The 17,726-nt window shown below is 52.3% G+C and carries 16 protein-coding genes and 1 pseudogene; 6 read left to right on the plus strand and 11 right to left on the minus strand.

Going from position 1 to position 17,726, the window contains the following annotated elements; all coding sequences use genetic code 11:
* Positions 1 to 294: 294 nt before the first annotated feature.
* Genes EV12_RS07255 through EV12_RS07270 form a run of 4 tightly spaced genes read right to left on the minus strand, consistent with a single transcriptional unit; the run spans position 295 to position 5,171 of the window.
* Positions 295 to 1,107, minus strand: a complete 813-nt coding sequence (locus tag EV12_RS07255; RefSeq protein ID WP_036913947.1) for an inositol monophosphatase family protein — start codon at positions 1,105 to 1,107, stop codon at positions 295 to 297.
* A complete protein-coding gene (locus tag EV12_RS07260; RefSeq protein WP_036913951.1) occupies positions 1,107 to 2,846 on the minus strand; it encodes a TolC family protein in 1,740 nt (579 codons plus the stop codon). The genes EV12_RS07255 and EV12_RS07260 overlap by 1 nt, the downstream gene beginning before the upstream one ends.
* A 24-nt stretch (positions 2,847 to 2,870) precedes the next feature.
* Complete coding sequence (locus EV12_RS07265) at positions 2,871 to 4,268, minus strand: TIGR03279 family radical SAM protein (protein WP_036913953.1); 1,398 nt, start codon at positions 4,266 to 4,268, stop codon at positions 2,871 to 2,873.
* A gap of 21 nt (positions 4,269 to 4,289) precedes the next feature.
* Positions 4,290 to 5,171, minus strand: coding sequence for an undecaprenyl-diphosphate phosphatase (locus EV12_RS07270; RefSeq protein ID WP_152562348.1), 882 nt, complete (start codon positions 5,169 to 5,171; stop codon positions 4,290 to 4,292).
* A 96-nt stretch (positions 5,172 to 5,267) separates the two neighbouring features.
* On the opposite strand from EV12_RS07270, the gene EV12_RS07275 reads away from it, so the two are divergent.
* The 3 genes from EV12_RS07275 to nadB all read left to right on the plus strand — a co-directional run bounded on the left by EV12_RS07275 (position 5,268) and on the right by nadB (position 8,274).
* The gene (locus EV12_RS07275; protein ID WP_036913956.1) at positions 5,268 to 6,059 is read left to right on the plus strand and encodes a DUF3120 domain-containing protein; all 792 of its coding nucleotides are present in this window, start codon (positions 5,268 to 5,270) and stop codon (positions 6,057 to 6,059) included.
* A gap of 111 nt (positions 6,060 to 6,170) precedes the next feature.
* Positions 6,171 to 6,533 (plus strand): photosystem II complex extrinsic protein PsbU, encoded by a 363-nt coding sequence (psbU, locus tag EV12_RS07280; RefSeq protein ID WP_036913959.1) that lies wholly within the window; start codon positions 6,171 to 6,173, stop codon positions 6,531 to 6,533.
* Positions 6,534 to 6,603: 70 nt separating this feature from the next.
* Positions 6,604 to 8,274: an L-aspartate oxidase gene (gene nadB / locus EV12_RS07285; protein ID WP_036913961.1), complete on the plus strand. Its 1,671-nt coding sequence runs from the start codon at positions 6,604 to 6,606 to the stop codon at positions 8,272 to 8,274.
* A 10-nt stretch (positions 8,275 to 8,284) separates the two neighbouring features.
* Here the strand turns inward: nadB and EV12_RS07290 are convergent, their stop codons facing one another.
* Positions 8,285 to 9,226 (minus strand): vitamin K epoxide reductase family protein, encoded by a 942-nt coding sequence (locus EV12_RS07290; protein WP_036913964.1) that lies wholly within the window; start codon positions 9,224 to 9,226, stop codon positions 8,285 to 8,287.
* Positions 9,227 to 9,334: 108 nt separating this feature from the next.
* On the opposite strand from EV12_RS07290, the gene rimO reads away from it, so the two are divergent.
* Both rimO and EV12_RS07300 read left to right on the plus strand, forming a co-directional pair.
* Entirely contained in the window at positions 9,335 to 10,753 is a 1,419-nt protein-coding gene (gene rimO, locus EV12_RS07295; RefSeq protein ID WP_036913966.1) for a 30S ribosomal protein S12 methylthiotransferase RimO, read from the plus strand.
* Entirely contained in the window at positions 10,750 to 11,985 is a 1,236-nt protein-coding gene (locus EV12_RS07300) for an MFS transporter (protein ID WP_036913968.1), read from the plus strand. Before rimO ends, EV12_RS07300 begins: the two co-directional genes overlap by 4 nt.
* Here the strand turns inward: EV12_RS07300 and petL are convergent.
* The gene (gene petL / locus EV12_RS07305) at positions 11,972 to 12,064 is read right to left on the minus strand and encodes a cytochrome b6-f complex subunit PetL (RefSeq protein ID WP_152562347.1); all 93 of its coding nucleotides are present in this window, start codon (positions 12,062 to 12,064) and stop codon (positions 11,972 to 11,974) included. The genes EV12_RS07300 and petL overlap by 14 nt on opposite strands.
* Before the next feature lie 151 nt (positions 12,065 to 12,215).
* Between petL and EV12_RS07310 the strand changes: the two genes are divergently transcribed.
* On the plus strand, positions 12,216 to 13,790 hold the full coding sequence (locus EV12_RS07310) for a B12-binding domain-containing radical SAM protein (RefSeq protein ID WP_036913974.1): 1,575 nt from the start codon (positions 12,216 to 12,218) through the stop codon (positions 13,788 to 13,790).
* A 15-nt stretch (positions 13,791 to 13,805) separates the two neighbouring features.
* Here the strand turns inward: EV12_RS07310 and EV12_RS07315 are convergent, their stop codons facing one another.
* The 5 genes and pseudogenes from EV12_RS07315 to EV12_RS07335 form a co-directional block, all read right to left on the minus strand.
* Entirely contained in the window at positions 13,806 to 14,177 is a 372-nt protein-coding gene (locus EV12_RS07315) for a DUF4346 domain-containing protein (protein ID WP_036913977.1), read from the minus strand.
* 372 nt (positions 14,178 to 14,549) lie between these two features.
* Positions 14,550 to 14,831, minus strand: coding sequence for a penicillin amidase (locus EV12_RS07320; RefSeq protein ID WP_241466531.1), 282 nt, complete (start codon positions 14,829 to 14,831; stop codon positions 14,550 to 14,552).
* 177 nt (positions 14,832 to 15,008) lie between these two features.
* Positions 15,009 to 16,145 (minus strand): GNAT family N-acetyltransferase, encoded by a 1,137-nt coding sequence (locus EV12_RS07325; RefSeq protein WP_036913984.1) that lies wholly within the window; start codon positions 16,143 to 16,145, stop codon positions 15,009 to 15,011.
* Between the two features lie 678 nt (positions 16,146 to 16,823).
* Positions 16,824 to 16,995: pseudogene (locus EV12_RS13690) on the minus strand (peptidogalycan biosysnthesis protein); the annotation flags it as partial.
* A 14-nt stretch (positions 16,996 to 17,009) separates the two neighbouring features.
* On the minus strand, positions 17,010 to 17,726 hold the full coding sequence (locus EV12_RS07335) for a RibD family protein (protein WP_036913990.1): 717 nt from the start codon (positions 17,724 to 17,726) through the stop codon (positions 17,010 to 17,012).

Genomic DNA, 17,726 nt, shown 5'->3' on the forward strand with positions numbered 1-17,726 from the left:
GCTTCTCATAGGGCCTAAACGCAACAAAAGCGTCAGTTCCTAAACTCTTAAGTTGTCCAGGTTCTGCTCCTCCACTCCCTTGTAAGGAGTGTCAGGCGCTGCGATCTTGCGATCGCTTCTAAAACCTACAACACCAGCGGATCGCTCCTCTGATCTTGTAAGCACCCACTGACACCTCAAGCTTTCGCCATCAGCATCGCGTGGCCTGCGCTACAGGACTCAGCCCTTTGCGCAGTCCAAAAACATAGCCCATTTCATACCCCTTACGCAATCGTTTCTCAATCCTGACCTGACTCAGCCATGCAGCAAAGCCTCTCCCCAAGAGCGCAAACGCTGCATTTCTGCAGGGGAACCAGTTGCTAAAACAGGAAAGTCAGCCGCAGTCAAGTCTTGCCCTGGATGCAGCTGCGCAGGATCTGCAGCCAACCATTGAATGGGGCAATTGAGCTCATTGAGGACTAACCAAGCCGCAGCAAGGTCCCAGATCTTCGGCGTGGCTTCCAAAGCAGCAACAGTTTGGCCCATGGCCACACTCACCAAATTAAGACTGGCCACACCGAGGAGTCTGATTTTACCGGGGAACGGTTGATCAGGTCTGCGCTGCAGAACCCGAATGGAACGACTACAAAGTGAGACACAGGCACTACCAGTCGAACGCGTTTCAGTCGTCAGCCGTTTGCCATTACGCCAAACACCCTCACCTCGAATAGCCACAATTCTCTGCTTAAGGGAAGGAACATCCAGAAAAGCCTCCACTGGTCTGCCGCCCACAAAGCGAGCCATGGAAATAGCCCAATAAGGGATACCGGCTGCAAAATTCGTAGTGCCGTCCAAAGGATCGACAACCCAATAAGCAGACGAATCAGGAACGAGTTTGGAACCTTCCTCACTCAACACACCCTCCTGTTCAGCAATCTGAGCAAGACCAGCGACGATGGCTGCATCACTCCAACGATCACAAGCAGTAATCAATGAACCGTCAGGCTTGAAATCGGAAACGATATTGCCAAAGTCTTGACGTTGACGATCTGCAACTCGATCAAGGAGTTGGTGTACTGCGCTCAGTTGCAAAGAGCCAAGAGATTCAGGCAAAGGCCCACTACTCATCACTCAGCTTGCAGGATGGAAGCCTTACAGGCTGGATTGAGCGGAGAAGGCTTGATAGGAACTTCGGCATCAACAAAACCACTATCACCAACTTTCGGCTTCTTATTGGAAAGCTCTAAGGAATCACAAGCCACAATCTGATCCAGACCTGTGCGGCGACGAAGTTGGATCATACTTTGATTGTATTTCAGCATTGCATCTGCGTAGGTCGTCTGGGCCGTTTTTAGATCACGCTGATTGTTCACAACCTCTCTTTGTGTCGTCACTCCTGCCTGGAATCTCAAACGCGCCAATCGCAGTGATTCTCGTGCAGATAAAACTCCGACGCTCGTTGTCTTGATATCTTTGTTAGATGCACGTAGATTAAAAAAACTTTCCTCAACTTCTAGGCGAAGCTGATCACGCTTTGCGGCGAATTCAAACTCACTTTGCTGAGCCTTCTGCTTATTCTGGCGATATCTAGCCCAAGCGCTCCCTCCATCAAAAATATTCCAGGCAAAACGCATCCCAACTGTATTACCAGAGGACCAATTATATAGCCCCCAATCGACAGAATTATTTTCTGGAACGCCAGATGATTGCCCCTGTGATCTACTGGCGTCATAACTGTTAGTAAAAGTAATGACTGGCTGCACTGCGGCAAGAGCAGCATTGGCATTGCTATTATTAATAGAGATGTCAAGAATTAAGCTATCAAGTTCCTCACGAAAGGCATAAGCTGCAACAATACTCTCCTCAAGTGATGGCTGCCAGATACCAATAATTTGAACTGGGTCAGCTGCTGTAGGAGTTATATCTTGGGGCAAATCTAACAATCGAGCAAGCTGTCGCCGTCTCGTATTTTGCCGAGCTAAGGAATTAGTTAAAGACTGAGTATCTCGAGCAAGCTGAGTTTCCGCCTCGAGCACTTCAAGCTTGGTCGCGACCCCTGCCTGCAGGCGAGACTGAGCATCCTGCAAACTAACTAGAGAGGCACGAACAGCATTTTGACCAATGCCCACACCTTCATCAGCTCGCTGCAATTGAAAATAAAGGTCTGCGGCATTTAAACGTAAGTCGCGAAGTGCAATCAGGTAAGTATCTCTCTGCTTTTCAAAACTATCTCTAGCAGATGCAATTTGAGGGACTCTTACAGGGTCAATGAGTTTCCAGCCAAGCGTGGCTCCAAAACCTGTACTCCATGCTTGCCCAAAACTATAACCCTCCTTTGAGTAATGTTCAGCAGAGTTTTCATGACTCTCGGAGTCTTTATAATTGACAGTAGAAGAAAGATTTAAAGTTGGATACCAGGTTGACAGAGCAGCTAAAAGGTTTGACTTTGCTTGCTCGACCTGACTCGCTGCAGCTTTAAGGGTGGGACTATTGACTTCAGCTAATTGCTCTACTTCAGCCAAGCTGAGGGGCCGAAGCTCCCTAATCCTTACCTCTGAAGTTGTATTTGGCAGCGCAAGACTTGGCGTGGCCCCAAGCGATGAAAGGGGCTCAGACAAACTAGTTGCTGCAGGCTTCACTGCTGAAGGATCAACCCTCGGTCGAGATCCCTTGAGCTCTATGGCATTAGGAAGCGTCGACTGATCGATTAAGGCTGAACCATCAGCCTCAGCTTCTAGCGAGGCTGATGGTTGATCAGTGCTGCTGCCATGCTGTTGAACCTCAAGCGACTGTTGAGCTCGAACACCAGTGCACCCTTGAGCCAATACGCCTGCAAGGAGAAACAGTCTTGCGGTAATCAGACGCACAGCAATTTGAAAACTGCGGGGAGCTTAATGAATTTCCTGGCCATCTCCCATCGCAGCGGCCACGATGTCAGCCGCCCCATGCACGACACGTATCGAAATCTGCAGCGCCTCACTTAGCTGTTCCAGAGTCATGTCATCTAGAAACACAAGCTCACCCTGACGCAGCATCACTGAAGGCAGGAGTAACTGATCGCCAAGATCAAGAGCCTTCAATCCATCAAGCAAGTCATGACCAGTGAGCAAACCGGTTACAACCTGATCCTGCCCCCAATAAGGACTCGGCAGCCCATGTAGGTCCACTGCCAAGCCTTCAACCGCATTGAGTCGTTCACAAGCAGGACCCATAGCCTGTTCGACCAACCGACCTACCACCCAACTGCAGCGCCTGGGCTGCCCTAACCGCTTGGGAAGAATGACCGTGGCCTGGTCCAGAGCTTCCAAAAAGGAGCGGATACTGCCAACACCATTTTCTTGTTGTGGGAGATCCTCGTAGGTCCTGCGAGGTGGAAGAGACGCACCTGCAATCAGATACCACTCATCCGAAAGCCACGCGAAGCGGGTTCCCATAACAGCCTGAAACTGATCCTGAAGAAGCTCCACCTGGCTAATCACACGCCTTGCACAAGCAGAACCAACAGGCAACAATTCATCTCCTTCTGGACGGAAACGGGTCAATCCCACCGGCACCACCGCCACTGAAAGCACAGCAGGCCAATCACCCGTTCCAAAATCAGCAAGCTCACGCAGGGTGCGATCTAAAGCCAAACCATCATTCAAGCCAGGGCAAACAACCACCTGGGCATGGACCTGAAGATCGCGCTCAGTGAACCACTCCAACTGCTCAAGCAGAAGTCCCGCCCGGGGATTTTTCAGTAACTGAGCCCTCAAGGATGGCTCAGTTGCATGGACAGAAACAAAAAGAGGTGAAAGGCGCTGTGCCTCGATCCTTTGCCAATCTGCCTCTTTAAGATTGGTAAGAGTCAGATAAGACCCATAGAGAAAACTGAGGCGATAGTCATCGTCCTTGAGATAGAGGCTCTTGCGTCGGCCAATTGGCTGCTGATCAATGAAGCAGAAAGGACAGTGGTTGTTGCACTGGCGAAGCCCATCAAATAAGGCTTCTGTAAAAGCCAAACCCAAACCATCATCAGGGTCTTTCTCAAGATCCACTTCATGGAATGCACCGCTCGCATCCCTGACTTCGAGATGAAGCTCCTCCTCAACGATGAGGTAGCGATAATCAATCAGATCCCTTGGTCGCACCCCATTAACACTTAAAAGTTGATCGCCGGGCTCAAAGCCCAATTGCTCTCCGATCGATCCCTGTTCAACCGATGCAACCACTGCAGGTCGGGGTTGGCCCGCCGCAGATTCAGGATCCAATGCTGACACCGCAACACCAGCGGAGGGCTCATTCCACACAAATGAGGAGGGCGGTTTGTTTTAGTTTGATGTGCCGCTCAGCCACCAGACGAGCACTAACACCCCAAACAACAAGCGATACGCGACGAAGATCCAAGTGCTGTGCCTTTGAAGGTATTTGAGCAACCAATCAATCGCCAACCATGACACGAACGCCGCAGAAACAATTCCAACAAGCAGCGGCAAAACTCCTTCTAAGGAGAGCTCAGCAAAGGCATCTTTGAGTTCAACCAGACCGGCCAGAGTGATCGCCGGGATACCAAGTAGAAAAGAGAAGCGAGCAGCGTCTTGACGCTGCCAGCCATCAAATAGCGAGGCCGTCAGAGTGCTGCCCGAGCGCGACACACCCGGAATCAAGGCCAGCGCCTGAGCTAAGCCCACTACAAAGCCATCACGCCCCTTGACTAGATGCATTTGCTTCAGCCGCGGGCCGATGCGCTCAGCCCATGCCAGCAGCAAGGCCATCACAATCGAAACCACTGCGATTGAAGGGAGACTGCGAATTGAAGAGGCCTCGTAACCAGGCCAGAAAAGCTTGATCGCCATACCAGCCAACAGAATCGGCATCGTCCCTATAGCAATCGCAAGACCGAGGCGGGCCTTCGGTTCACGCCACTGACCATGCTTAAACGCTAAAGCGAAGCCCTTAAGGACCTCAGCAAGATCACTCTTGAAATAAGCGATCACCGCCAAGATGCTGCCTAGTTGGATCACGGCTGTCGCAGAGACGCCCGGGTCACCCCAGCCAACCAGCATGGGAACGACCTTCAAATGAGCTGTGCTGCTAATCGGCAAAAACTCCGTAAGGCCTTGCACCACTCCCAGCACCAAGTTCCTCCAACAAGCGGCCAGCAGTTCAGAGGTCGAAGCCAGCAGAATCATCGAGGGAAACAGGGAACCCATGGAGGCTATTTCCCCCATGGATCCAATGCCAAAAGCAGCGTAATTCCTGAGAGTCTTATAAGGTTCACTGTCTTGACTGCATAGTGGGGGGGTGCTTTGTCCAGCGGCTTAATCAACAAAAAACAGCCCGACAGCAGCACATTGGTACTGAACCAACCCCTGAGGAATCCTGTCGAATCGCAAACATCTGAAAAGGATTACGACGCCAATCTTTCAGACCTTCAGCAATTGCAACTTTGGGCAGGTGCCCTGGTTGTGCTGCCTGTCTTTCTGCAGGCCCCCTGGGTACGCCTGAATCCATTATCAGCCTGCTTATTCACGTTGGTACTGCTAGCTCTTGGCATTCCCCTTGCCCTGATGGGCCAACGGGGATGGGCCAAGGCTGGCGAACTGTTGGTAGGAGTCAGCGGCAGCTGGCTAGCGGGATGCCTCTACTGGGGGTGGCTAAGAACACAGCCCGTTTGGCACCTACCCATTGAATCGTTGGTCCTTCCTATTGCCCTGGTGGGGCTTTCGAGCCGCTGGCGACTGAGTTCCAGCTTCTATTTGGCCTCACTGCTTGGAACGGCTTGCACTGATCTGATGATGGTCATGACCGGCGTCATGCATCAATGGCCTGTTGTGGTGATGGCTCCACTACAACAAGCACCAAGGTTGCTTCACGAAACTGCTCAGCAGCTTCTTCATCCCCTGCCCCTTATCTCTCTGGTCTGTGCAGCAACGCTAATCGTGCTACTGGCGCTAAGCATGCAACACAAGGCCCGTATGGCTTCAGAATTTCGCAGCACATGGGCTGTCGCCAGTGCAGTACTAGTGACAACGGTAATAATCGATGGACTTTTCCTGATTGCAGCCCTAATTAACCCAGGGCTGAGCGGCTTGATCTGAAACGAACTGCAAAAGCTGATCACAGTCCTAGGTTAAGTTCCTGTCCAAACTTGTAAAGTTGGCAGACCGGCATAGCCGGAAGACCTGTTCCGATCCACTGCGGAGTATTTGATGAAGCGCCTGTTGTCCTTGCTTACTGGGGTTCTGGTGATGACAGGCCTGCTAATGGCCCTGATATTTCCCCAGTCCGCCTACGCCAATGTCTCTGACGAAAAACTCGGAGATAGAGGCGACAAGGTGGACTTAAACAACTCATCAGTCAGAGCCTTTAGGCAGTTCCCCGGCATGTTCCCAACCATCGCCGGAAAAATTGTTGTCGGTGGTCCTTATTCCAGCGTGAGTGATGCCTCCTCAGGCCTGGATGGCTCACAAAAATCTGTTTTCGACAAGTACAAAGACAACTTCACTGTCACTGACCCAGAAATTGCCATGAATGAAGGTTTCGATCGGATCAACGACGGTCAGTACAGATAAACGATTCCTCACTAAACAATCAGCTCAACCGCAAGCCGTCGGTACACCCGGCGGCTTTTTTGTAGGTTTCATGAGGCTCTCTAACCCATCCACGCCCATACCTGACGGTCCTTGGGATGTCGTGGTGATCGGCGCAGGGGCTGCAGGGCTGATGACATGCCTTGAGTTACCTGCTCAGCTGAAGGTGCTATTGCTGAACCGCAACACCAGTCGCCACTCGTCTAGCCGCTGGGCGCAAGGTGGCATCGCCGCAGTAACAAGACCTAAAGACAGCGCCGAGAGTCATGCAGAAGACACTCTCAAAGCAGGCGCAGGACTCTGTGATGCTGATGCTGTCAGACAACTTGTAGAAGAAGCTCCTCACTGCGTTCAACGTCTCCAGAAGCTTGGGATGGCCTTTGACCGCGATGGTGATGCGCTAGCCACCACCCTGGAGGCAGCCCATAGCCATCGAAGGGTGCTGCATGTGCAGGACCAAACGGGCCGCGCCTTGGTTGAAGCGCTGCAAGAGCAAGTGGAACGGCGCCCCAACCTCTTGCACCGGCGAGGGGTACGCGCCACCCAGCTTTGGATTGAGCACAATCGCTGCTACGGGGTACAAGTTCTCGACGGAACCATGCTCCATTGGCTTTCAGCCAGAGCCGTAATCCTGGCAACCGGTGGCGGTGGCCATCTGTTCGCAAACACCACCAATCCGGCTCAGGCCTGCGGAGAAGGCTTAGCCCTTGCCTGGCAAGCAGGCGCCACGATCGAAGATCTTGAATTCGTGCAGTTTCATCCCACAGCTCTGAAACTGGAAGGAGCTCCATGCTTTCTGATTTCAGAAGCAGTCAGAGGCGAAGGTGCCGTGCTGGTTGATGCCCAGGGGCAAAGTCCTGTAAAGGAATTGAGCGCTGGTGATCTTGCTCCCCGCGACCAAGTAAGCCGGTCCCTCATCCAAACCATGCATCACCAAGGGGTCCAGCATCTTGGCCTTGATCTCACACCCATCCCATCAGGGCAAGCCGAGGCCCGTTTCCCCACCATCCTGGAACGCTGTCGGGAATTAGGTTTAGATCCACTCAACCATCCGATCCCAGTAGCCCCAGCAGCTCACTACTGGATGGGCGGAATCGCCACCAACCTTCAAGCCGCAACCAATCTTCCAGGGCTCTATGCGATTGGGGAAGTCGCCTGCACTGGAGTGCATGGAGCCAACCGACTCGCTGGCAATTCACTGATGGAATGCATGGTATTTGCCAGACAAATGGCGACAATCGAACTGGGCTCTTTGCCTCGTCTGAGTGTTCATCAAAGAGGTTCTTCGCCCGAGCCTTGCTGTCAGCAGCTCAATGGAACTGAAAGTGCCGAGTCTCTAACTCGCGCCATCGCAGATCTTCGAGAGCTTTGCTGGCGAAAGGCGGGTGTAGATCGCTCAGCCAAGGGAATGCAACAAAGCCTCGCGAGCATCCGTAAGGATCTACAGCACATTGGTGAACAGCCTTTGCTCAAGCTGATAAGCCATCAGCCCAAAGAGATTTGCCATCGCCTCGATGACACCGCAAGAAGGGACCTCAACTTGCTACTGGACCTTAACCATCGCCAGCTGACCAGCTCCTTACTGCTGGAAGCCTGTTTGTTCCGCCGCGAAAGTCGCGGCGGACATTTCAGAACTGATGCACCTGCAGCAATGCCTCAGTGGAAACGCCACTCACGCCAAAAACGGGGAGAAGACCTCTCCACACGGCCAGTGAGGACCTGACAGGGCAGCTTCAAAACTGCCTCGAGCCCTGATAGCCACTCAGATCAGCCAGCTTATTGAGCGGTTTCACTCCTGAGTCGAGCTCCCCATTGATTTCCCAGGTAGGGAAGGCATCGATACCTTTGCGTTCACACAGATCTCGTTGGCTGTTCTGACCATCTAACGCACACTCAACGACCTGCAGTTGAGCGGCGCCCTCTTGACCAAACATCTCCTTCTGCTCGTGGCAATGAGGACACCAGTAAGCGCTATAGAACACTGCATCAGTTTCTGTGAGATGTTCAGCCAAAGCCAGCGCAGATGGCGTACTCCTCGTCTTCACAACTGGAGGGACCCCTGGCCCCCCTACACCAACTTGAGGACGGCTCGGATCAACAACCGAAGACCAAATCAAACCTCCGAGCAACACTGCCAAGGCAAGCAAAACACCCCGAAAAACCAACTTTCCAGGGTCATCCCAACCTCCTCCAATCAACGACAAGACCAACATGCCCATGGATAGGGCAGCAGAAAGAACGCAGAAGAAACAAAACGCATCGATCTTGAACACCATCAACCCGATCAAAATCAGGCTGAACACGGCCATGCCGCAAGAGAAGGCAAACAACCCCCACCACGTGCGGCGGGACAGGTCTGCTCGGTTCTCTGAAAGCCCTGGCAACAAGGGCACCACAGCCATCACCAAAATGGCGAGGTAGGCCAAAAAGCCCAGCAATGAAAGTGGAATCGATACGCCATCTCCCTGAAAAAGCGTTCCCCAGGCGCTATTGAGAACTTTGTCGCAACCTTCATTCCCCCCAGGACAAGTGAGAGATCCAATCCATCCCCAGCGATGCAGAGTGATTGAACCTGTATCGATCAACCCAACGGTGGCAAGCACCGCCATCGCAATCCGAGGCCACTTCAACCCCTGATCCTGACGGCGACGGCTGGTGAGGCGAGACGAACCCATTTCGGCTACACAGATCTAAGAATTGTGGCAGCCCTGGAAGAAGCCAGCCTCTCTTTAGGGTGGCGCCTAGCGGGAACTGCCTAGGCAGCCCAGAAATCAACCTTTTCCATGACCAAGCCTGAGTTGCGATTCGGCATGCCAATGAAGCCCACAGCCCACAAAAAAGAAAAACCATCGGTGGCCTTTGCCCATTTGGGCTGTGAGAAAAATCGCGTTGACACCGAACACATGCTGGGACTGCTTACAGAAGCGGGCTATAGCGTCAGCAGCGATGAAAACGATGCTGCCGTGGTGGTGGTCAACACCTGCAGCTTCATCCAGGACGCGCGGGAGGAATCAGTTCGGACGTTGATTGGGCTAGCAGAACAGGGCAAGGAACTGATCATCGCCGGATGCCTTGCCCAACATTTTCAGGAGGAACTGCTCGAGTCAATCCCAGAGGCAAAAGCAATCGTCGGCACCGGTGACTATCAGCACATCGTGGATGTGCTGAAGCGAGTCGAAGCGGGTGAACGGGTGAACCGCGTCAGCGCAGTCCCCACATTTGTTGGCGATGAGACTCTCCCCCGGCAGCGCACCACTGATCAGGCTGTGGCTTATCTGAAAGTTGCGGAGGGCTGTGATTACCGCTGTGCCTTCTGCATCATCCCAAAGCTGCGTGGCGACCAGCGCAGCCGAACGGTGGAGTCGATTGTGGCAGAGGCGCACCAGCTAGCTGAGCAGGGGGTGCAGGAACTGATCCTGATCAGCCAAATCACAACCAACTACGGCCTTGACCTCTATGGCAAGCCCAAATTTGCAGAGCTACTTCAGGCACTGGGGGAGGTAGACATCCCCTGGGTGAGGGTGCATTACGCCTACCCCACTGGCCTCACTCCGGAGGTGCTGGCAGCCTATCGGGAGGTGCCAAATGTGCTTCCCTATCTCGACCTTCCACTGCAACACAGCCATCCAGAGGTGCTACGGGCTATGAACCGACCCTGGCAAACGGATGTGAACGAACGGCTATTAGATCGGATTCGTGAGCAGCTACCAGACGCAGTCCTGCGTACCACGCTCATCGTCGGCTTCCCCGGAGAAACTGAAGATCACTTCAATCACCTAGCCGCCTTCATAGAACGGCAGCGTTTTGATCACGTTGGCGTGTTCACCTTTTCTCCAGAAGATGGAACCGCCGCAGCCGATCTGCCAGGCCAGGTAGACCCCTCAATCGCCGCAGCCCGCAAGGATCGATTGATGGCGCTTCAGCAACCCATCTCAGCGGAAAGGAACCAACGATGGGTTGGACGCACCATCGATGTGCTGATCGAGCAGCACAACCCCGAAACCGGAGCAATGATTGGCCGCTGCGATCGTTTCGCTCCGGAGGTGGATGGCGAGGTGTTGGTAGTGCCGAGTGAGAAAGGTCTGCAGGCCAGTCCAGGAACGATGGTTCCTGTATTCATTACCGGTTCTGATGTCTATGACCTCACCGGACAGCTGGTAGACAGCAACTCCATGGCGGTCACAGCCCAGACGTCTAAGTGAGTCCATTCCCCTGTTTGCGAGCCCATCAACGCAACATCTTTCTGACAGCCTCTGGCATCAGTACAGCAGGCTCGTTCGCTGGAATGACTGCCAAAGGCTGGATCCTCATGGACGGCACCAACAATCCAATGTTGCTTGCCGCCCACTTCGCCGCCCTTTCCCTGCCAACCCTGCTGGTCAGTGGAGCAGCCGGTACCTGCACAGACCGCTTCGGCTGTGAACGGGTTCTTGTGCAAGCCCAGTGGGGCCTTCTAGCAGCTGCGTTACTGGGAGCACTGGCCATTCCTCTGATGTCAGGAACCGCGCTAGTAACAATGCTATTAACCAGCACGTTGCTTGTCGGGATAGCGAGTGCTTACGAACTCACTGCCCGCAATAAATACTGCGCCCTGTTGATAGACGAGCCCAATCAACTGGCCCCCTATCTCTCTAGTTTTGCGGTTGTGTTCAACGTAGGCAAACTCGTTGGGCCGCCCATAGGAGGCTGGTTACTTGTGATCACAGGGCCTGCGGCTGCCCTCAGCATCGATGCCGCTAGTTACTTACTACCGATCGCCAGCCTCCTCTGGTTACTAGATCCCAACCGAAGCCAAGAACAACGCAGTGTTCCGGGTAAGCAATCAACAATGCTCTATGCATGGCACAACAGCGGCTCTTCGCTTCGACATGTGCTGGGCTTCACCGCAACAGTCTGCTTGGTAGGTTTTTTCCACCCTGGTCTAGCCCCTCTAATCGCCGACCAGGTATTGGGTTCAGATCCGAGAGATCTTGGAGTGTTCACCAGCGTGCTTGCAGCAGGGAGCATTGCTGGGGGGGTGGTACTACAACGCAATAGCCACCGATTCTGTAGACGCCCATTTTTGACTCTGAGTGGGTTCGCTCTCATCACTGCCATCGCCCAATTGGGAATGGCTCAAACTGAAAACACACCACTAGCATTCAGCCTCACAATGACCCTGCTGATTGGAGCTGGTACTGCAGGCCTATTGAGCAGCTGCAACATGATCACCCAAGTTGGGTCTCCTCAGGTCTTGCGTGGGCGCATGGCAGGACTAAGTCAAATAGCCTTCCTTGGGGGAGGAGGGATCAGTGGCATTCTTGCCGCTCAGATGGTGATTTCAACGGGCTTATCCACGACCTTCGCCACCGCAGGTGGAATCGGACTTGGCCTAGCCCTCTGGGGGTTCTGGCAAAAAGGCAGAACCGTACTAGAGGAGGTCAGATCAGTTTGATGCCTTTAAGAACCTTGGTTAGTGCGAATGCCGCCACAAGTCCAGCTACGACGAACACCAAATAAAAAACGACGCCCATGTGCAACAAATCAGGTGAACACCATTAGATCAGAAATCGGGCCGTCACTTCCTCAAAGCGCCTAAGGTTTCAGCAATTCCCTATCCAACACTCGGAGAGGTTTCAGCCCCGAGTCGACCTTCTGCAACTCTTCTCTGTCGCATAGATCTGCATGCGCACTCTCTTTATCTACCCAAAGTTCCCCAAGACATTCTGGAGCTACGAGAAGATCCTCGAGCTGGTGAACCGCAAGGTGCTGCTTCCACCTCTCGGACTGGTCACCGTGGCAGCCCTACTGCCTCAAGAATGGGAGATGAAGCTCGTTGATCGCAACGTCCGAGAACTCAGCGAAGCCGAATGGCAATGGGCCGAGCTTGTTGTGATCTCTGGAATGATCGTTCAAAAAGACGACATGCAGCGGCAAATCGCTGAGGCCAAACGACGTGGTCTTGCGGTTGCGGTTGGAGGTCCATTCGCCAGCTCTACGCCAGAAGCTCCCGAAATCGGTCTAGCAGATTTCAAGGTGCTGGATGAAGGAGAGATCACCCTGCCAATGTTTGTGGAGGCCATTCAACGCGGTGACACCAGCGGCCGCTTCAGTGCGGAAGGAAACAAGCCTGATGTGACCTCAACTCCCATCCCTCGCTTTGACCTTCTAGAGCTGGATGCCTACGACTCCATGTCCGTTCAGTTTTCTAGGGGTTGTCCATTCAATTGCGAGTTCTGCGACATCATCGTGCTGTATGGGCGCAAACCACGTACGAAAACACCCGAGCAATTAATTTCCGAGCTTCAGTCGATTTACGACTTGGGCTGGCGCCGCTCGATCTTTCTTGTGGATGACAACTTCATCGGCAATAAACGCAATGCCAAGTTGTTACTACCAGCCATTCGACAATGGCAGGAAGAGAAAGGCTATCCCTTTAGTTTCGCTACTGAAGCTTCTGTAGATCTCGCCGATGACGATGAGATGATGCGAATGATGCACGAAGCACGCTTCGAGAGTGTTTTCTTGGGAATTGAAACACCTGATGAGGCCAGTCTAGAAACAGCTGGAAAAATTCAAAACACACGTCATCCTCTCGATGAAGCTGTCAACAAAATCACCACAAATGGGATCCGAGTAATGGCAGGCTTCATCATCGGATTTGATGGTGAAAAAGATGGAGCAGGAGCTCGGATTGTTGATTTCGTAACTCGCACTGGCATCCCCGCCGCAATGATGGGAATGCTCCAGGCCTTGCCAAACACAGCCCTATGGCATCGCCTAGAGCAAGAGGGTCGCCTGATTGAGGACAAGGATGCTGCCAAAGGAGTCAATCAAACCAATCTTCTGAATTTCCAGCCCACCAGACCCATCAGAGACATCGCCAACGAATACGTCGATGCATTCTGTGCTCTTTATGAGCCCAACGCCTATATGGATCGCGTCTACTCCTACTACCTAAAAATGGGAGCTCCTCGTTGGCAAGGGACAGCAACATTACCCAGCTGGATCGATATTCGCGCTCTAGCCATTGTCGTCTGGAGACAAGGCATCAAACGCAACACCCGCAGCCGTTTCTGGCGCTACATGCTGGGCATGGCACGAAAAAATCCAGCCATGCTTGAACAGTTCTTAGTTGTACTGGCCCACAACGAACATTTCATGGAATACCGATCCATTGTGCAGCGAGAGATTCGAGAACAGCTTGAATCAATTCCACCAGAGGAGCCCAGCCCCCAAAAAACGTTGCAACCTGTCTGAATTGAACCTCAAAGCTCAATCTTGAACATAAGGCGTACCGCTGAGAAGACAGCTCTCAGCGCGTTGCAGTTCCCTGCCCAGATAAAGAGCATGGTCAAGTCTGCTCAAGGGATGTGGACCCTTCCCTTCTGTGAGCTGAATCCCTAGTTGCTTGGCAGTTCTTCCCCTGTAGACAGTCGCTGGGGATAGTGTGCCTCCCCGACAAGCAAGGACCTCACCACTAACAGGATCGATGGCTCGGCCATGCTCATCAACATCGTTCAGGTAATGCTCCACGACCAGTTCTGAAGCTGAAGCATCCACCCGAATCAAGAAATAGCCACTTGGATCAAGCGCAATAAAGCGCTGCGAAAGCTGATCATCTATGGCACTGATGGCATCAGACATCGCTGGGGGGGGAATGGTTCTCTGGACGATTTCTTAAGCCTACAAATCAGAGCCTTGGGCTACAAGCTAGAAGCAAGGGATCAGCTACTGACAATCCTCATAAAGCCAAAGGTAACAATCAATCTGCGCTCCTCTTCACCATTGCCCTTCTCATATGCAAATCTAAATGCAAGCCTTCCAAGATCAGTCAAAAGATCACCGCATAGGATCATGACTCAATGCCTCCTAAGCAGAGGCAAATTCATCAACGTCTTAACGTTGCCTGCAAACTCAAGATCATGATCTTGAACAATGCAGAAGTAAAAGCATCATCACTCCTCCCAAAAGGTAGTACTAGCTATATTTTACCCAAACATAAAGACCAGCCAATAATCACAGACTTGGAAGCCCAAGTTTACATTGTGGATATTTCTTTGCAGTTCGCTCAATAACCCATGCATACATATCAGGCCCATGCTCTTTTTCGATTTCTTCTGTAATCACCGAAATACTTGTCTTGGTATTCTCAAGACTAAGATGACCCCATCCAAACCAGGAACAAGTTGCATCTATCCAACCAATATCTCTACCTAGATTAATCATCTCAGTGTCTCTTGTGATCTCAGTTGAGTTGTCTTTATTCTCTTCGACTCCAAGTTCAGGCTGAGCGTCCACAGGCAGAGAACTCAGAATCAGTTGCAACAACAACAACGAACGTATCATCGAACAAAAGACCATCGTAGGCGATCAAAGTATTCTAGCTTAGAAACAGCTAACGATAATTGATTCACAAAATTGAGCTCAAGCAATCGCCATGAGGGCTCGGCTAGATGAATGAAGCATGAGTGAAAGTTATTCCACAATTAACTGAGGGGGATGCTCAACCCGAAACGGCAAATCAGAATTAACCGACTCAATCTCCTCAAGCATGAGAGGGTTCACCTTACGCAGCCAGCCACGGATCAAAGCATCCATACGAGGTTCATACCAACGATGCAAGCTGGCATGGGGCTTCGCCACAAAGCCCCTGCGGCGCTTGTGTTGACCGCCTGCACCAGGATCAAAATTCTCTAAACCATGTTCCAACGCCCAGGCAATCGGCGCGTAATAACAAACCTCGAAATGAAGGCAATCGATCTCCTCCTTGCTACCCCAATAACGCCCCCACAACATTCGTCCATCCTGTATACAAAGAGACATCGCTACGGGCTCTCTAGGGCTCTCACGATGGGCACTAAACAACACCACTTGATCTCTGATCGACGAATCTGCCAAGGCCTCAAAAAAAGTCTCCGAGAGATACTTGCTTCCCCAAGGCCCCCAACGGGCGCAATGCTGCTCATAAAAACCATGCATACGCTGTAAGAGGTGCACATCAAGTTCTGCGCCTGTCAATGCCGATACCGTGAGCCCCGCCTGCTTGACAGCCTTACGTTCACGCTTGATATTGCGCCGCTGATTGGCATTGAAGCTGTTGAGATAGTCCGAGAAATCAGACTGCCCATCTGCTGACCAAAGGCTCTGCTGGTTCAACCAAGTGGCACAGCCAGCAGCTTCCGCCAAAAGCCGCCAATGCGGATCAACATACAGAAAGTTACAGCTGAGAATTTGGTTGCGACGCGCAAAAACATCGATGGTCTCCAACATCAAAACTGTCAACTCTGTCTCGTCCTCCCCTGGCGCCACATAGAAGCGATAGCCCTGCACAGGGCTCACAGGACTCATCCCCAGCAGTTTTGGGTAATACCCCAAACCAAGCTCACCTGCCAGGCGAGCAAAGGCCTGATCAAAAACAAATTCGCCATAACTATGCCCCTTGAGATATAGAGGGGCTAGCGCGACTGGCGTATCGCCTCGCCACAGCGCTAAGTGGAGGGGCTGCCAACCATGTTTGGCGGAAATGCTGCTTGAGTCTTCAAGAGCGGCAAGCCACCGCCAGCGAAAGAAAGGAATCGCCTGCTCACCAACCAGGCTTTCCCAGTGATGCAATGGGATCTCGTGAATGGAGCGGTGCCAGCGGGCTGAGAGGTTGGCGATTTGAAGCGCGCTTTGAGCACAGACTCAAACGACCATAACCAGCAGCCGAAGCCAGATGAAGCATGTGGCTTCGGCGTTCTTAACCATTAATGATCAACTCTGTGCATCAAAAGTTTTTGTTCATAAGACTGAGCAACATGACTGCTGCTGTTGCACTGACATCCACGCTAAAGACATCCTATAGGGAGGATTACAGCCACTGGAGTAACAAGAGGAGGAGCGAGAAGTTCGGGTGTGACATCACCCATTGAGGCAGAGAAACAACCTAGAGCCTGCCAAATAGCTAAAGAGATACGCCCTATGGCAGTACCAAAAGATACAGGCAAGGGTTGATATAAGAAGTGTCTAACCTATGTTTCATCACAAGCAATCCTAAACTGACCCTTGAATAAATCTGAACCGAGAATGAACTGGCTCACGGCATCATTCATCTAATCCTTCCAGCTAAGCTTGCCACATTTAATTAAACAATGAGGTCAGTTTGAGAAATTCTCATACAATTACTAATTCTACAAAGGGCAAAAGAATTTCTCGGCTGCGGCTCATTCAACTCTCTGTCAGTGACTTAAATAGCCTGCTCCCACCAGCAGGCGCCAAGGCGGATCAACATCTAGAACATTGCCGCTGAGAATCTGATTGCGACACAGAAAAGCGATAGCCCTGTACAGGGCTCACAGGACTCATGCCAAGAAGTTTTGGTTAATAAGCCCAAGCCAAGATCACCTGCCAAACGAGCAAAGGCCTGATCGAAAACAAACTCCCCATAGCTATGCCCCTTGAGATAAAGAGAGACCACCGCGAGCCTGGCCCACTGAATTAAACAGACCTGTCTGCTCTCGAGTCTTCAGTGCGCTTGCGCTCGTAACGCAGCAGTAGTTCATTGCCACTCAAGGGCTCAACGGTTTGCAAATGCCAAGCCTCAGCGTCGCCAAGGTCCTCTGGCAAACCACCGCCCTGAAAGGGAACCCATGCATGCATGCCACCAAGCAATTTTGGTGTGAGGGTGAGTTGCAACTCATCGACAACATCAGCCTTCAATAGCGATGCGGCCAGCTGAGCTCCACCCAACAAAACCAGTCGAGACAATCCAAGCTCAACTAATCGATGCAGCGTTTGAGGCCAATCTTGCTCAAACAACACCTGACGCTCGTAACCAACAGCAAGCACAGGATCTTTCGATCCCTCTGCTGACTGCAAATGGGGGCTCAACAGCCAACGCTCAATCGGCTGCTGAAAGAACGGCGCATCTGCTGAATACCACTGCTGACGACTAACAACCACTGCCTTGGGTTGCGCACTATGCCCGGCAAACTTGCGCTGGTTCAGCAAGTCCTGATCATGAATCAGACAGGTGCTGCGATGGGCACGCAATGTTCCCGCCCCGAGCAAGGCCCCATCAGCCCAAGCCAAAGCCTCTTCTAAAGCCCGACGATCCCCAACTCCTCCCAATTGGGCCGGCCCGCCGATCGCAGGAGCCAGGCGGCCATCAAGACTGATAGCCAGAACAAGACGAAGCCAAGACTGCTTTTGCAA

The organism is Prochlorococcus sp. MIT 0701 (assembly GCF_000760295.1).
Classification (GTDB): domain Bacteria; phylum Cyanobacteriota; class Cyanobacteriia; order PCC-6307; family Cyanobiaceae; genus Prochlorococcus.

Excerpts from the sequence above, each read along its gene's own strand:
- EV12_RS07255 (WP_036913947.1), bottom strand. The coding sequence starts at position 1,107 with ATGAGTAGTGGGCCTTTGCCTGAATCTCTTGGCTCTTTGCAACTGAGC.
- EV12_RS07270 (WP_152562348.1), bottom strand. The coding sequence starts at position 5,171 with ATGGGTTCCCTGTTTCCCTCGATGATTCTGCTGGCTTCGACCTCTGAA.
- psbU (WP_036913959.1), top strand. The coding sequence starts at position 6,171 with ATGAAGCGCCTGTTGTCCTTGCTTACTGGGGTTCTGGTGATGACAGGC.
- nadB (WP_036913961.1), top strand. The coding sequence starts at position 6,604 with ATGAGGCTCTCTAACCCATCCACGCCCATACCTGACGGTCCTTGGGAT.
- EV12_RS07290 (WP_036913964.1), bottom strand. The coding sequence starts at position 9,226 with ATGGGTTCGTCTCGCCTCACCAGCCGTCGCCGTCAGGATCAGGGGTTG.
- rimO (WP_036913966.1), top strand. The coding sequence starts at position 9,335 with ATGACCAAGCCTGAGTTGCGATTCGGCATGCCAATGAAGCCCACAGCC.
- petL (WP_152562347.1), bottom strand. The coding sequence starts at position 12,064 with ATGGGCGTCGTTTTTTATTTGGTGTTCGTCGTAGCTGGACTTGTGGCG.
- EV12_RS07310 (WP_036913974.1), top strand. The coding sequence starts at position 12,216 with ATGCGCACTCTCTTTATCTACCCAAAGTTCCCCAAGACATTCTGGAGC.
- EV12_RS07315 (WP_036913977.1), bottom strand. The coding sequence starts at position 14,177 with ATGTCTGATGCCATCAGTGCCATAGATGATCAGCTTTCGCAGCGCTTT.